12 protein-coding genes are annotated in these 14,342 nt (G+C 70.7%); 2 read left to right on the forward strand and 10 right to left on the reverse strand.

Features of this window, described 5'->3' with window-relative positions:
* Positions 1 to 97: 97 nt before the first annotated feature.
* The 5 genes from ETD83_RS09785 to ETD83_RS09805 all read right to left on the reverse strand — a co-directional run bounded on the left by ETD83_RS09785 (position 98) and on the right by ETD83_RS09805 (position 9,682).
* On the reverse strand, positions 98 to 3,538 hold the full coding sequence (locus ETD83_RS09785; protein WP_138644745.1) for an ATP-dependent helicase: 3,441 nt from the start codon (positions 3,536 to 3,538) through the stop codon (positions 98 to 100).
* 151 nt (positions 3,539 to 3,689) lie between these two features.
* Positions 3,690 to 6,863, reverse strand: a complete 3,174-nt coding sequence (locus ETD83_RS09790; protein WP_138644746.1) for an ATP-dependent helicase — start codon at positions 6,861 to 6,863, stop codon at positions 3,690 to 3,692.
* A 93-nt stretch (positions 6,864 to 6,956) separates the two neighbouring features.
* Positions 6,957 to 7,307, reverse strand: a complete 351-nt coding sequence (locus ETD83_RS09795) for an MGMT family protein (protein ID WP_138644747.1) — start codon at positions 7,305 to 7,307, stop codon at positions 6,957 to 6,959.
* Positions 7,308 to 7,325: 18 nt separating this feature from the next.
* Positions 7,326 to 8,891 (reverse strand): S8 family serine peptidase, encoded by a 1,566-nt coding sequence (locus ETD83_RS09800; RefSeq protein ID WP_230420794.1) that lies wholly within the window; start codon positions 8,889 to 8,891, stop codon positions 7,326 to 7,328.
* An 11-nt stretch (positions 8,892 to 8,902) separates the two neighbouring features.
* Complete coding sequence (locus ETD83_RS09805) at positions 8,903 to 9,682, reverse strand: hypothetical protein (RefSeq protein ID WP_171064108.1); 780 nt, start codon at positions 9,680 to 9,682, stop codon at positions 8,903 to 8,905.
* 359 nt (positions 9,683 to 10,041) lie between these two features.
* Here ETD83_RS09805 and moeZ point away from each other — a divergent pair, with 359 nt between their 5' ends.
* Both moeZ and ETD83_RS09815 read left to right on the forward strand, forming a co-directional pair.
* The gene (gene moeZ, locus ETD83_RS09810) at positions 10,042 to 11,223 is read left to right on the forward strand and encodes an adenylyltransferase/sulfurtransferase MoeZ (RefSeq protein WP_138644749.1); all 1,182 of its coding nucleotides are present in this window, start codon (positions 10,042 to 10,044) and stop codon (positions 11,221 to 11,223) included.
* 68 nt (positions 11,224 to 11,291) lie between these two features.
* The gene (locus ETD83_RS09815; protein WP_171064109.1) at positions 11,292 to 11,687 is read left to right on the forward strand and encodes a nuclear transport factor 2 family protein; all 396 of its coding nucleotides are present in this window, start codon (positions 11,292 to 11,294) and stop codon (positions 11,685 to 11,687) included.
* 258 nt (positions 11,688 to 11,945) lie between these two features.
* Here the strand turns inward: ETD83_RS09815 and ETD83_RS09820 are convergent, their stop codons facing one another.
* From ETD83_RS09820 to ETD83_RS09845, 5 genes are all read right to left on the reverse strand, one after another.
* Positions 11,946 to 12,293 (reverse strand): hypothetical protein, encoded by a 348-nt coding sequence (locus ETD83_RS09820; protein ID WP_138644750.1) that lies wholly within the window; start codon positions 12,291 to 12,293, stop codon positions 11,946 to 11,948.
* 59 nt (positions 12,294 to 12,352) lie between these two features.
* Positions 12,353 to 12,574, reverse strand: coding sequence for an RNase A-like domain-containing protein (locus ETD83_RS45910; RefSeq protein WP_171064110.1), 222 nt, complete (start codon positions 12,572 to 12,574; stop codon positions 12,353 to 12,355).
* Positions 12,575 to 12,579: 5 nt separating this feature from the next.
* Complete coding sequence (locus ETD83_RS45915) at positions 12,580 to 12,747, reverse strand: RHS repeat-associated core domain-containing protein (protein ID WP_138644751.1); 168 nt, start codon at positions 12,745 to 12,747, stop codon at positions 12,580 to 12,582.
* Between the two features lie 816 nt (positions 12,748 to 13,563).
* Positions 13,564 to 14,013 (reverse strand): RHS repeat domain-containing protein, encoded by a 450-nt coding sequence (locus ETD83_RS09835; RefSeq protein ID WP_171064111.1) that lies wholly within the window; start codon positions 14,011 to 14,013, stop codon positions 13,564 to 13,566.
* A gap of 173 nt (positions 14,014 to 14,186) precedes the next feature.
* On the reverse strand, positions 14,187 to 14,342 hold a 156-nt coding region (locus tag ETD83_RS09845; RefSeq protein WP_138644753.1), incomplete at its 5' end, for an integrase core domain-containing protein.

The following is a 14,342-nucleotide window of genomic DNA, read 5'->3' on the forward strand; positions in this document are numbered from 1 at the left end:
CGCTTCGCTGGGGTCATCGGGCCTCCTCGAATGGTTGCCCGGATCATCCCCGAAAGCACGAACGGTGAACAGGGGTCAGCGTGACACATCCCCGGCGTCAGGCGGCGGGGACGGTCTCCAGGAGGGCGGCGAGCCCCTCCGCGTCCAGCAGGTCCGCCGGGCGGACGGTGACGTTGGCGCCGACGTAGTGGAAGGCCGCGCTGACCTGGCCGACGTCCACTCCCGCGAGTTCCGCCCACGCCATCCGGTACGCGGCGAGCTGCACGGACGCGAACCGGGCCTCCTCCCCGGACGGCGGCGAGCCGGTCTTCCAGTCGACGACCTCGTAGCCGCCGTCGCCCGACCGCGACCGGAACACGGCGTCCATGCGCCCGCGGATCAGCCGGTCGCCGATGATGGTCTCGAACGGCACCTCGATGTCGAGCGGCTCCCGCGACGCCCACTCCGACTCCTCGAACCGGGAGCGGAGCCGCGCGAGCTGCGCGTCGTCGGCGGCGCCTTCGTCGGCCGCGCCGGGGAGCTCGTCCGGGTCGAGGAGCCGCTGCTGCCCCCAGCGGCTCTCCAGCCAGGCGTGGAACGCGGTGCCGCGCCGCACGTAGGGGGCGGGTGGACGCGGCATCGGGCGGCGGATCTGCCGGGCCAGCGCGGCCGGGTCGCGGGCCAGCGACACCAGCGACGACACCGACAGGTGCGGCGGCAGCTCGACGAGGAGCCCGTCGCCGCCGCGCCCCCGGTCGCGCTCGGCGAGCAGCAGCTCGACGTCGCGCGCCCACGCGGTCATGCGGCCCCGGTCGGCGTCGGACAGCCCGGCGTGCCCGGCCCAGTGCCGCGTCCGGCCGGACATCTCGTCCTCGACCATGCGGGCGGCCTCGACCACGGCCTCGTACCGTTCGCGGGACGTGACGTCGGAGCCGCCGCGGTCGCCGGGCGCGACGGGCCAGGCCGCCTCGTCGGGGTCGGCGAGCAGCGGGTTGGCGGTTCCCTCCTCGGGTGGGTCGGCCCACACGGCGACAGATCCCGCGCCCGCCGTGCAGACCGCGCGGATCTCGTCCAGGAACGGCGACGGCCCCAGCGGGCGTCCTGACGACCCCCACCAGTAGCCGGTGGCGATGAGCAGGCTGGACGCGCGCGTCACCGCGACGTAGGCGAGCCGCCGTTCCTCACGCAGGTCGCGCTCGGCGCACGCGTCGTCGAAGGCGGCGAGGTCGTCCTTCTCCAGCCCGTTCAGCGGCGGCAGGTCGGCGCGGTCGCCGCGCAGCATGAACGGCAGGACGCGCGGGTTCGCGGTCCAGCGGGTGGCGTTCTGCGGCGGCGACGGGAAGATCGACCCTTTGGCCGGGGCGCCGTTCTTCTGCGGGACGGACGACAGCCCGGGAACGACGACCACCGGCCATTCCAGCCCCTTGGACGCGTGGACGGTGAGCAGCTTGACGCTGTTGGTCTCGCCGACCCGCCCGGCCTCCAGCCCGAACTCCTCCGTCTCGGCGGCCTTGAGGTAGGCGAGGAACGCGCCGAGCGTCGGGTCCTCGGCGTCGCCGGCGAACGTGGCGGCGGCGTCGATGAAGGCGTCGAGGTCGGCGCGGGCGGTGACGGGGTCGAGCCCGGACCGCGCGGCGACCTCGATGTCGAGCCCGAGCGCGCGTTCCACCTCGCTGACGAGGTCGGGCAGCGGGAGCCCGACCTGCCCGCGGAGCGTGCGGAGCTCGTCGCGGAGGCGGCGGAGCCGCGCGCGGCCTTCGGGCGAGTAGGCGTCCGGCGGGCCGAGGTCGTCGAGCGCGTCGACGAGGCTCCCGGTCTCCTGGTTCAGCTCGCTGACGAGCTGCCGCAGCGGATCGTCGCCGGTCGCGCCGGTTTCGCCGGTTTCGCCGGTTTCGCTGTTCTCCTCCGTGCCGCCGGTTTCTGGCGGAGCGCCGTCCGGCGGGGTCTGCTCCAGCTGCTCCTTCTCCGGCGGTGTGATGTCGCGGGCGGCGTCCTGGGCGAGGGTGCGGGCCCGGCGGCCGAGGGCGACGAGGTCGCGCGGGCCGAGGCGCCAGCGCGGGCCGGTGAGCAGCCGGGCGAGGGACGCGCCCGCCGTCGGGTCGTGCATGACCCGCATCGTGGCGACGACGTCCTGCACCTCGGGGACGGTGAGGAGCCCGCCGAGCCCGACGACCTCGACCGGGATGCCGCGCGCCTCCAGCGCCCGCCTGATCAGCGGGAACTGCGACCGCTTCCGCGCGAGGACGGCGATGTCGGAGTACTCCAGCGCCGCGGCGCCCGGGTGCCGGCCGGGCGGCGGGCCGCCGTCCGGGGCCGTTTCGGGGTCGGCGGCCATGAGGCCGGCGATGCGGGCGGCGATGCGTTCGGCCTCGTCCTCGACGGTGTCGAACAGCGCGCATTCGACGCGTCCGCGGCCTTCCCGTCCCGCGCCGGGGATGAGCCGCGGCACGGACTTCGTCTCCGCCCGCAGCTCCTCCTGGATCTTGGCGGCCGCGTCCAGGATCTGCTCGCCGTTGCGGAACGACCGGCTGAGCTGGACGACCGGCGCGGGCACCGGACGCCCCCCGGCAATGCCGGGCTGCAGAGGAAAGTCGTACGCGAACCGCAGCAGGTTCCCCGCGCTCGCGCCGCGCCACCCGTAGATGGACTGGCACGGGTCGCCCACCGCCGTCACCGGGTGCCCGCCCGTGAACAGCGACTTCAGCAGGACGAGCTGCGCCTGCGAGGTGTCCTGGTACTCGTCCAGCAGGACGACCGAGAACCGTGACCGCTCGATCATCCCGACCTCGGGATGCTTGTAGGCGATCCGCGCCGCCAGGGCCATCTGGTCGCCGTGGTCCATGACCTCACGGTCGGCCTTGGCGCGCCCGTACGCCTCGATCAGCGGCATGAGCTGCTCCCGGACGGCCTGCTTGGCGAGGATGTCGCGCTGCGCCTTGAGCGGCTTCTTCACCACGGCGAACCGTTCGTCCAGCCATGTCCCGACCTTGCGGACGTCGTCGGCCGTCCGCAGATGCTCCGACAGGTCTCCGGCGAGTTCCATGACGGCCTTCGTCACAGTGTCGGGCTGCCATTCGACGCGGTCCATCGGCCCGTGGTAGGCGTCGACGGCGCGCGAGCAGAGCTGCCAGGCGACGGCCGGTGAGATCAGCCGCATCGTCGGTTCGAGCGCTTCGCGCAGGGCGTGGTCGCCGAAGAGCCGGGCCGCGTACGAGTGGTACGTCGACACCATCGGCTCGCCGTCGAACAGCGCTTCGCCGCCGAGCCGGTCCAGCTCGTCTCCGGGAAGCACCTCGCGCAGCTTGTCGAGCCGTTTCCGGACGCGGACGCCCAGCTCGGCGGCGGCCTTCCGCGTGAACGTGAGGCCGAGCACGCGCTCGGGCCGGACGAACCCGTTCGCGACCAGCCACACCACGCGCGCGGCCATCGTCTCGCTCTTGCCGGACCCGGCGCCCGCGATCACCGCCATGGGCGCCATCGGCGCCTCGATCACCCGGGCCTGCTCCTCCGTCGGCTCCGGGATCTCCAGCAGCCGGGCCAGCTCTCCCGGCGTGATCACCCCACTCCCCCCGAGCTACTCCGCGACGAACATCCTGCCCGGCCTCGCCCAGGACGACGGGGCCAGCAGGAGCGTACAGAACACGGCTCGCCATCGCGCGCCCATACGGCGACGCGCCGCACGCCCGGCGCGCCGGACGGCCGACGGGCGGCTAGTCCCCGACCTGGCCACCTTCGTCGTGGACCGGGCAGCAGGAGCGTACGGGGCACGTCCGACACTTGTCGTTGGCCCTCGCCTGGAAGACGTCTCCGGCCATGCCGGTCGCGACGATCTCGACGAGCTTCTTGGGCCATTCGGGGTCGTCGTCCTCCGACGGAGGCGGCTGCTCCTGCTCGCGCGCCTTGGCGGTGAACGCGGCCTTGCCGACCTGGACGAGCTTGGCGCCGCCGGGCTCGATCAGCCCGTGCCGCTCGAACGCGCCGAGCATCACCGCGTACTGGTAGACGCCGAGCTGCGGGTGGCGGGCCAGGTCGTCCTTGGGGACGGCGGTCGAGGACGTCTTGATGTCGATGATGACGGCGCGGCCGTCCTCGTCGCGTTCGGCGCGGTCGATGCGGCCCTTGATGACGACGCGGCCGAGGTCGACCTTGAACGACTCCTCCAGCGCGACGACCTCGTTGGGGTTGTCGCGGTGCCAGGCGAGGAACTTGTCGACCATCCGGCCGGCCTGCTCGCGCTGCTTCTCGGAGTACCAGGAGCTGCGGAACTCCAGGTCGTTCCAGAGCTCGTCGAGCCGTTCGGCGACGTGGACCTCGCTGATGCCGTCGTCCGCGCCGGCGAGCTCGGCGACCGCGTGGATGACCTTGCCCATGGTGCTGTACTCGTTCGGCCCGCCCTCCTGCGCGCCTACCGCGGACGCGAGCAGCCAGCGCAGCCCGCACGTCGTGAACGCCTCGACCTGGGACGGGGAGATCGTGATGGGCTCGTCCTCGGCGAACGCGGGCCCGGAGTCAGAAAGGGCGGTGATGGCGTACCAGTTCTCCGGTCTCGCTCCGCGCACGCCCGCGCGCGCTAGCCGCGCCAGGTGTCCGGCGGCGGCGCGCCGCAGCGGTTCCGGACGGGACGGGTCCGCGACCACGGAACGGAGGTCCGCCACCAGCGCGGACAGCGAAAGCCACCGAGTCTTCTCGTCCAGTTGCGATTGTTCGATGGCCCCTGGGAGCAGTTCGTTCAGGAACCGTGACGGCCGTTCCTCGGTGTCGTCGCCACCTACGGCCGTCACCACGAGCCGTTTCCGGGCTCGTGTTACGGCGACGTAGAACAGACGCCGTTCCTCGTCCAGCATTTTGGCGGCCATGGACGCACCGGCCGCAGCGTCTCCTTCTGGCTCGGCCCCGGCGGCGTGCTCCACCAGTTCTTCGATACCGAGCAGCGACCCACCGAGCCGCACATCTGGCCAGACGCCCTCCTGGACACCGGCCACCACGACCACGTCCCATTCCAGTCCCTTGGAGCGGTGCGCAGTGAGGATCCGGACGGCTTCGCCCTCCGGCGACTGTTCGGCAAGGGTGTCACCGGCGATTTCCTGGGACGCGATGTTGTCGACGAACAATTCCGGCCCCGCCTGGGGAAGCCGGTCGACGAACCGCGCCGCATGGTCGAACAGCGCCACGACGGCGTCGAGGTCGCGGTCGGCCGCCGCGCCGCGCGTCCCGCCCTTGGCGCTCTGCTCCAGCAGCACATCGGCTTGCCCGCTCTCCTGCCATACGGCCCACAGCACGTCCTCGGCACTACCGCCGTCGTGGACACTGCGCCGCGCCACATCGATGAGGTGCGCGACCCGTTCGGCAGGCGCTCGCACCCTTTCGTGGACGAGAACAAGCTCGCGCGGGTCGTTCACCGCCGCGACCAGAAGCTCCCCTAGCGGACGCTGCCCTCCCGACAATTCCTCCAGGTCGCGCAATGCCCGCTTCAGGCGACGCATGGCCAGCGCGTCGGCGCCGCCTAGCGGACCCGTCAACAGGTCTTCTGCGACGACGTCGTCCAGGAAGCCTTTCTTCAACGCTGCCCGTAGCAGAACAAGGAATGGACGAACGGCGGGCTCACCGATGAGGGGAACCTCGTCACCCGCCACCACCACGGGCACACCTGCCTGGGCCAGCGCACGCCGCAGCACCGGAACCTGACGGACGGCGCTGCGCACGAGAACCGCCATCCGCGACCAGGGAATGCCGTCCAGGAGGTGCGCGCGGCGCAACTCGTCCGCGACGAGCGCCGACTCCTGGCTCTCGGAGTCGGCGATCACGGCACGCACTTCGCCGTCCTCCAGCTCCTCCAGGGGGCGCAGCGCGCGGTGCTCGGCGGCCCCCGCCGACCCGGCGGGCAGGCGCCGGGCGATCCGCCGTGAGGCCGCCAGGATCTCGGGCCCCATCCGGCGGCACGTCTGCAGCGCCACGACGGACGCAGGCTCGCCGTCCAATGTCCGGAATCGGTTCGGGAACTCTTGGATGCCCCGCACGTCGGCACCACGGAACCCGTAGATGGACTGATCGGGGTCGCCGACGACGATGAGGTCGCGGCCGTCGCCGGCGAGGAGATGCAGGAGGGCTTCCTGCGCGGGGTCGGTGTCCTGATATTCGTCCACGAACACGATGTCGTAGGCGTCCTGCTCCCGGATCCGGACTTCCTCGTCCGCGAGCATGCGGGCGGCCACGTGAATCAGCTCGCCGTAGTCGTACGTAGGGACGGGATCGAGCGCGAACCGATCCGCATACCGTTCCATGAATTCGCCTATCGCGGGCCAGTCGTCACGCCCGCGCACACGTCCGAGCGCAACGAGGTCGTCGCCGAAGACATCCCGCTCTGCCGCGCGCAAGGTGAAGTCACGCAGTTCTTCGGCGAACCCGCGTGTCGCCAGAGCGGCCCTCAACCGTTCCGGCCAGCCACGGGCACCGTCCGCCAGTTCGCCCTCCAGGAACCGCCGAACCTCCAGAAGCTGCTCCGGCCCCGACAGCAGCCGAGGCGCGGGCTCCTCGTCGAGGACGGCGTCCCGGCGGAGCAGCGCATAGGCGTAGCTGTGGAAGGTGAGGGCCAGCGGCGTGCGCGTCGTCCGGTGCAGGCGGCCGGTGATGCGCTGCCGCAACTCCCCCGCGGCCTTGCGGCTGAACGTCAGGACGAGGACGCGCTCCGGGTCCACGCCGCGGTTCTCGATGCGGTCGACGACGGCCTCGACGATCGTGGTCGTCTTCCCGGTGCCCGGCCCCGCCAGCACGAGCATCGGCCCGCCGGCATGCTCCACCACCCGCCGCTGCTGCTCGTCGAGCACGGGCGGGACGGCCCGCGCGGGACCCGCGCGGCGCACGAGACGGTAGGAAGCAGACGGCACAACAGTTCATTGGAACAGATCACCGGGGCGGTTCTGACCACAACGCACGCATGTCGCCCAAGAAACGCCGCGGCAGGAGGCGGCGGAAGGGAATCAGGACGGCTCCGCGCCCGGCCGCGTTCCCGCGTCCGCCCCGGTCTCCGGCCCCGTCCAGCGGGCGCGGGACATGTCGACGCGGCGGCCGTCCGGGCGCAGCGGCGTGCCCTCGGCGCGGTAGTGCTCGTGCGCCTCGATCTCGTGGCCGCTCGGCGGGCTGCCGTCCGCGCGGAGCACCCGCCACCACGGCACGGCGCCCCCGTACAGGGACATCACGCGCCCGACCTGGCGGGGGCCGCCCCGTCCGACCAGTTCGGCGACGTCGCCGTAGGCGAGGACACGGCCCGGCGGGATCCGCTCCACCGCGTCCAGGACGGCCTCGGCGTACTCATCGGGTTCAGACCACATCCGGTGATTCTCGCGGTCTCAAGGGGGCGGCAGGGGCGGCAACGCCCCCGGCGGCGGCCCGGACGCCCCCGGCCGCGACCCGGACGCCCACGGCGGCGGCCCAGACGGCCCGCCCTCCCCAGGCGGCGGTCCGCTCGGCCGGGGTGGCGGACCACCCGCCCCAGGCGGCGGACCATTCGGCCGGGGTGGCGGACCATTCGGCCGGGGTGGCGGACCGCTTCGTCCAGGCGGCGCCATCGCGCCGGGCGCGCCGTACGGCGGAGAATGCGGCGGCGGGCCACCAGCCTGCGTCCGTCCCAGGGGCGGGAACGACCGGGGACCGCCACCCATGGGGAAACCCATCGCAGGCCCCGGGCCGAGCGGCGGACCACCGGCGAGGCGGGGATGGCGGCGGCGGAACGTGATCGCGATCGCGCCGGCCGTGACCGTCCCGCCGATGCCGGCGAGCAGCAACCCGATGATCAGCGGCTGGACCCAGCCGGGACGCTCGATGACCTCGACCGGCCCCGGGTCCTCCGCCCCGAACCGCCGGCCGGACGGCTTTCCGGCGCGCTTGCCCGACCCGCCGGAGGAGGCCAGCGCATCGGCCGCCGACAGCGCGCGGCCCGCGTGGACCTCGCCGAACCCGATGTCGGCGTTGTAGCCGCCGGACGGCGCGTGCCGGGCGCTCTGGATCAGCGCCTGCGAGACCAGCGTCGGCGCCATCTTCGGGTGCTTCGCGCGGATCAGCGCGGCGATCCCGGACACGAGGGCGCTGGAGTCGCTCGTCCCGCCGCTGGAGAAGTACTTTCCGCCGGGGGACGCGACGGGAACGTCCACGCCGGGCGCGGACAGCAGCACCGAGTAGTTGCGGTTGGAGAACGGCGCGCGGGCGTGCCCGGGCTCGGTCGCGGCGACCGCGATGACGCCCGGATAGGACGCCGGGTAGGAGTACGGCGCGTACCCGTCGCCGTCGAGGGCGCCCGGGTCGTCGCCGTCGTTGCCGACCGCGGAGACCACGACGACGCCCCTGCCGACGGCGTACCCGATGGCGGCGCGCTCCTCCGGGACCTCCTCGTCCTTGCCGAGCGAGAGGTTGATGACGTCGGCGCCGTGGTCGGCGGCGTAGCGGATGCCGCGCGCCACGGCGGTGTCGGCCCGCTCGGACGTCCGGTAGCGGCGGTAGCTCGCGTCCTCCGGCTCGCCGATCGCCCGGATCGCGAGGATGCGGGACTCCGGCGCGACCCCGATGACACCGGAACCGCCTCCGGCGCCGTGGCCATGGCCCGCGATCAGGGACGCCATCCCGGTGCCGTGCCGCCGGACCGGCTTCGTCCCGGCGTCGACCTCGGCGAGCATGTTGGGCCCGGTGGTCACCGAGCCGACGAGATCGGCCTGCCCCGCGTCGACGCCCGAGTCGACGACCGCGACCGTCACACCCTTGCCCTTGGTGATCCGCCACGCGGCGTCCATGCCGAGCATGTTCAGGATGGGCTTCTGCCGGTCGCGGACGATGTCGGCCTGCGCGGGCACGGGCATCAGCCACGTCCCGCCCAACGCCGCCGCGAACACCGCCGCCACCACCCGCGCCCGGCGCCCTGGCATCCGCGCTCCCGTCAGCATTCCCACTCGGGTTCGTCGCAGTCGGGCAGGGACTTCGCGGCCAGCGACCGCGCGATCGCGTGCCCGACCTGCGGCGCGAGGGCGAACGGCGCGCCCGGCCGCGCCTTCTTGAGCGCCGCGGCGGGACGCCCGTCGGCCTGTCCCGATGTCGTCAGCACGACGTAGGGACCGCCGCGGTCGATGGTCCGGTCCTGCCGGGCCTCGTCGTTGAACCGGGCGGACGCCGTCCCGGGGAACGCCGCCGCGTGCAGCGCCGGACGCACCCCGCCCTGCCCGTCAGGCCCCTGCGAACCGGGCAGTTCCTTGTACGCCTTGTCGGCCTTCCACGGATCGGCGAACGCCACCACGCCGACCGTGACGACGACGCCCTGCAACTGATCAACGTACGTGGCGCGCAGCACGGCCCGGCATCCGTGCCTGCCGATCGTCGTCGCGATCTCCTCGTCGACGGCCTGCGCGCAGGCGATGTCGGGGACGATGCCCGTCCTGGTGGCGTACTCGCTCTGGCCCGTCTCCGGGCGGTAGCTGACCTGTTCGGGGAAGATGCGTCCCGCGGGCCATGCCTGCCAGCGGCGCGCCACCTCTTTGTTCGCGGCCAGTTGCAGCTCGGCGTTGGTGGGGTCGCGGTTGAGGGTCGTCCATGCGCCGGTGAGCGAGATGCCGGTGGTGATCAGGTAGCAGCAGGCGACGGCGAACGCGACGATCATCCACTGCCGTCCGCGCAGGCCGAGCACCGTCACAGGCGGCGGCCCCGGCGGACCCGGCGGCCCCATGAAAGGCATGCCCGGAGGCCGAGCAGGCCCGCCGCGCATCCCGGAAGGCCCGCCAGGGGGCATGCCGGGACGCCCGTCAGGCATACCAACGGGACCACCGGCAGGCATGCCGGGCGGACGCCCGGCGGGCATGCCGGGCTGGTGCGGGGGCCGCGGCGGGTGCGGCTGCTGGGAGGGGGGCAGGAACGCCACAACAGCCAAGATTATCGTTGCTTCACGACATTCCGCCCTGACATTCCAGTGAGGAGACCGTCCGGGGCGCCGGAAGCGCGGGAATGCCGCAGCGCATGGCAAGGTTGTGCGGTGAAGAGGACGAAGACGTCCCCGCCCTAACACGCGTCAGCACAGGAGCACCCACCGTGTCGTTGCCACCTTTGGTCGAGCCCGCAGCGGAGCTCACCCGCGACGAGGTCAACCGCTACTCGCGGCACCTGATCATCCCCGATGTGGGCATGTCCGGGCAGAAGCGCCTCAAGAACGCCAAAGTCCTGGTCGTGGGCGCGGGCGGACTCGGCTCCCCCGCCCTCCTCTACCTCGCCGCCGCCGGCGTGGGGACGCTCGGCGTCATCGACTTCGACGTCGTCGACGAGTCCAACCTGCAGCGGCAGATCATCCACCGCCAGTCGTCGCTGGGCAAGCCGAAGGTGGAGTCCGCCGCCGAGACCGTCCGTGAGATCAACCCGCTGATCGACGTGGTCGTGCACAACACCGCACTCGACCGCGACAACATCATGGACATCTTCTCCGGCTACGACCTGATCGTGGACGGCACCGACAACTTCGCCACCCGCTACATGGTGAACGACGCCGCCGTCCTCCTGGGCAAGCCGTACGTCTGGGGTTCGATCTACCGCTTCGACGGCCAGGCTTCGGTCTTCTGGGCCGAGCACGGCCCGTGCTACCGCTGCCTCTACCCGGAGCCGCCGCCGCCGGGCATGGTCCCGTCCTGCGCCGAGGGCGGCGTCCTGGGCGTCCTTTGCGCGTCGATCGGCTCCATCCAGGTGAACGAGGCCATCAAGCTCCTCACCGGCATCGGCGAGCCCCTCGTCGGCCGCTTGATGATCTACGACGCCCTGGAGATGACGTACCGCTCCGTCAAGGTCCGCAAGGACCCGGAGTGCCCCCTGTGCGGCAAGAACCCGACGCAGACCGAGCTCCTCGAAGACTACGAGGCGTTCTGCGGCGCCATCTCCGAAGAGGCCACCGAGGCCGCGCAGAACTCCACCATCACCGTCATCGACCTCAAGGCCATGCAGGACCGCAAGGACGACATCTTCCTGGTGGACGTCCGCGAGCCCAACGAGTACGAGATCGTCTCGATCCCCGGCGCGACGCTCATCCCGAAGGGCGATTTCCTGAACGGCTCGGCCCTGGAGCGCCTCCCACAGGACAAGAAGATCGTCCTGCACTGCAAGTCAGGCGCCCGCTCCGCCGAGGCCCTGGCCGTGGTCAAGAACGCGGGCTTCTCCGACGCCGTCCACGTAGGCGGCGGCGTCCTGGCCTGGGTCAACCAGATAGACCCGTCCCAGCCCACCTACTAAGCCCACCCGAGGCCCCGAACCCGCCACGCACCGGGTTCGGGGCCTTCCCACACCCCGGCAGGGACGACGTGGCCCACGACGACGTAATCCGCTCGTTCTACACAGCCCGCAGCAACGGCGACACCCATACCCTCCGCGACCTGCTCGCCCTAGACGTCCGCTGGCACGAACCAGGCGACGAGGACTACTCAGGCACTCACCAAGGCCGCGAAACCGTACTCACGTTGCTGGACGACCTCCAGCGCGCAACCAACGGAACCTTCACCCTCGCACCCACGGGCTTCCTAACGACCCACGAGCACGTGGTAGCCAAGATCCGCTGGTCAGCCAGCCGAGGCGAAACCCACGTGGCAGGCAACGAGATCGCCATCTACCGCATCACCGAGGGCAAGATCGCCGAAGCCTGGTTCCACGTGGACGGCTACGACCCCGAAGCCCTATCCGAGGTCTTCACCCTCCACTAGGAGACCTCGCCGTCCTCCTGAACCAGCATGAACAGCCGCAGCACCTCACTCGCCCCGGTACGGCGCCTCAGACCGCCAACTAAGAATCACCGTAGGCGAGGAAGACCACCGTTGCCTCGCGGCAATACCGATCAATGCGCAATCGAGCATGTGCCCGGTGACCGGAGTCGACGAGAAGCTCTCATAGAGGAACTCGCCTTCTTCCCAGGCGCTTGCCGAATAGTTAACGTTGCTCCACCACTGAACGTTGGGCTGCAGCTAACGGATGACGCTCTCAAGAACCGGTCGAGCGGTTTCCGGCGTCCATGGCCCGCGATCTGCACGATAGGCGATGTCCGTCGTACACACGTACACCAGGAACGAGGCCATCTGTTGTGCGCTCACCTGAACGGGGCGCAGCGCTCCGGCCAGCTCCTCCAGAGTTCCCGGCGGTGACGGCTCAAGATGCACATGAGGGCCCCGGTCGAATGAAGGATCAAATATCATGGGATACAGGAGTTCAGCGGGAGATAGTTCGGGATCGCTCCCGACCCGAACGCGAAGATACGCGTTTTCGTCGTCGCCCAGCGGGCCGAGCAACTCCTGAATTCGCCCTGCTGCACTCATGTCTCAGACAGTACCACAATGGAAATCATGCGCGGCCGGTAAGATAACCCTCGGCGCTCTCATCTCACATTATAAGCAGGGTATGAGTTGAAAATCCGGTAGCCGGTCGGGGAATCCGGAACCTTTTTGAGGATGGTCAAGCTATTAGTGGGAGTGACGAACTCATTGGTACTTGGATTGAACACTCTCCCGGCTCCGCTGTCTATCGGACCATACAGGGTGACCTGCTTCGCCGCCGGGTCGGCGAGGAATGCGTCGACTTTGGCCTGATTCGCCTGCAACGAGATTAGGCATGAGGATTGGGTTGAGGTGTCAGGCCCAAGGGGTCAGGGCTGATGAAACCGCCCGTCACCGGGTCGTAGTAGCGGTGGTAGTTGTAGTGAAGGCCGGATTCGGGGTCGTGGTATTGGCCGGGGAGTCTCAGGGCAAGGAGAACCGCCGGAGGTGGGCGCACCCCACGGGTTGGTCCTGGTCGTGGCGATGGCGCCGTTCGGGTCGATGAGTTCGGCGGGGGCGCCGATCAGGTCGGTGACGATGGCGTGGAACTGCCGGTCGATCCATTCCTGCGGAGCCGTTGCGGCGGGAACACGCTCGGTTTGGGTGAGCGGTGTGGGAGTGCCGGGCTGGTAGGTCCAGGTCGTCGTGCGGGGGGCGTGGTCTTGCGCATGGATTTGGTGGGTTTGTTCGGCGAGGCGGGTGCCGTCCCACCTGTAGGTGTAGCTCTGGACGCGGGTCCCGTCACGGTCGTACTGGTGCTTGGCGATGCGGCGGCCGAGCGGGTCGTACTGGTATCGCCATCGCGCGCCACCAGGGACGTCGAGGGTGATCAGGCGGTCGTCGGCGTCCCAGTGGAACCGCCAGGTGCGGCGTTTGCCCGAGAGTGTGACGCGTTCGCGTAGGACGACGCGGCCTTGGGCGTCGTGTTCATAGCGGGTGCGCCCGGCGGCGCGGATGATGGTTCCGGTGTGTTCGCGGGCGCCGGTTTCGGCGGTGCCCTGCGGGTCGGGATAGTCCGCGTGGGTCAGGTTGCCGGTGTCGTCGTAGGCGTAGCGTTCGGTCCAGCCCTGGGCGGTGACGCCGGTGAGGCGTCCGCGGGTGTCGAGGGTGTAGGCGCGGTTGCCGGTAAGGCGGTCGGTGATGCCGGTCAGGTTGCCGTCCGGGCGGTAGGTGTAAGTGCGGTGCTGCAGGAGCCGGGCCTGGTCGGTGCCCGGAGTGGGGGCTGCCCAGAGGGTCTGCGCCGTGAGGCGGCTCGCCGGGTCCCATTGCTGGCTCAGGGCTGTGGTGGTGCCGATGCAGCGTGCCCCTTACGGTCCACCCAACCGGTAAGCCGATGCTCGTCGTCGTAGCTGAAGCGCTGTGGGACGTTCGAGGAGTCGTAGACCTCGGTCAAGTCACCGGCGTCGTCGTAGCCGAACCGGACCAGGACCGTCCCGTCCGGGGTACGCAGCGCGGTGATGCGGCGGTCGCCGGTATCGGTCGGGGCGGTGTCGACAAGGATCCGGTAGCCGCCGGAATGGCGCACCTCGGTCAGGATCTGGTCCTCGTATACCAGGTCGATGCGGTTGCCGTTCCGGTCGGTGACCGCAGTCAACGGCAACCGCGACCAGCCCGTCTCCTCACCCGGCGCCGGGAAATGCAGAGTCCGGGCCGAATACGGGTCGGCGAGGGTGTAGCCGCCGTGGGAGGTGAGGGTTAGACATCCCTGGAGCTTGGATGTCAAGCGGCGAGGTCGTGTTGACGATGCGACCATGCGGTTGCCTGGTTGTAGTTGGTGCCGGTTTTGAGGCAGTCGTGCAGGATGCCGACGAGCCGGTTGCCGACCTGGCGGAGGGCGGCGTTGTGGCCGGCGTCGCGGGCGCGTAGCTGGTTGGACCGCCCCGGCGAAGTTGGAGGCTAGATCGCTTGGTCCTCGATCGCCAGGTCAGTGCCGGCGGGCGATCGGTGGAACGTCTCCTCGTACTCGGCCGGAGGGACGTTCCCGCAGTAAGAATGTAGCCTTTCAGAATTGTACCAAGCAACCCATTCCATGGTGGCCATCGTCACATCCAT

The organism is Actinomadura soli, from assembly GCF_005889715.1.
In the GTDB taxonomy this organism is placed as follows: Bacteria; Actinomycetota; Actinomycetes; order Streptosporangiales; family Streptosporangiaceae; genus Spirillospora; species Spirillospora soli.

What these genes read in the sequence shown, in the direction of transcription:
- ETD83_RS09800 (WP_230420794.1), bottom strand. Translation starts at nt 8,891, where the DNA reads ATGCCAGGGCGCCGGGCGCGGGTGGTGGCGGCGGTGTTCGCGGCGGCG.
- ETD83_RS09795 (WP_138644747.1), bottom strand. Translation starts at nt 7,307, where the DNA reads ATGTGGTCTGAACCCGATGAGTACGCCGAGGCCGTCCTGGACGCGGTG.
- ETD83_RS09820 (WP_138644750.1), bottom strand. Translation starts at nt 12,293, where the DNA reads ATGAGTGCAGCAGGGCGAATTCAGGAGTTGCTCGGCCCGCTGGGCGAC.
- ETD83_RS09805 (WP_171064108.1), bottom strand. Translation starts at nt 9,682, where the DNA reads ATGGGGCCGCCGGGTCCGCCGGGGCCGCCGCCTGTGACGGTGCTCGGC.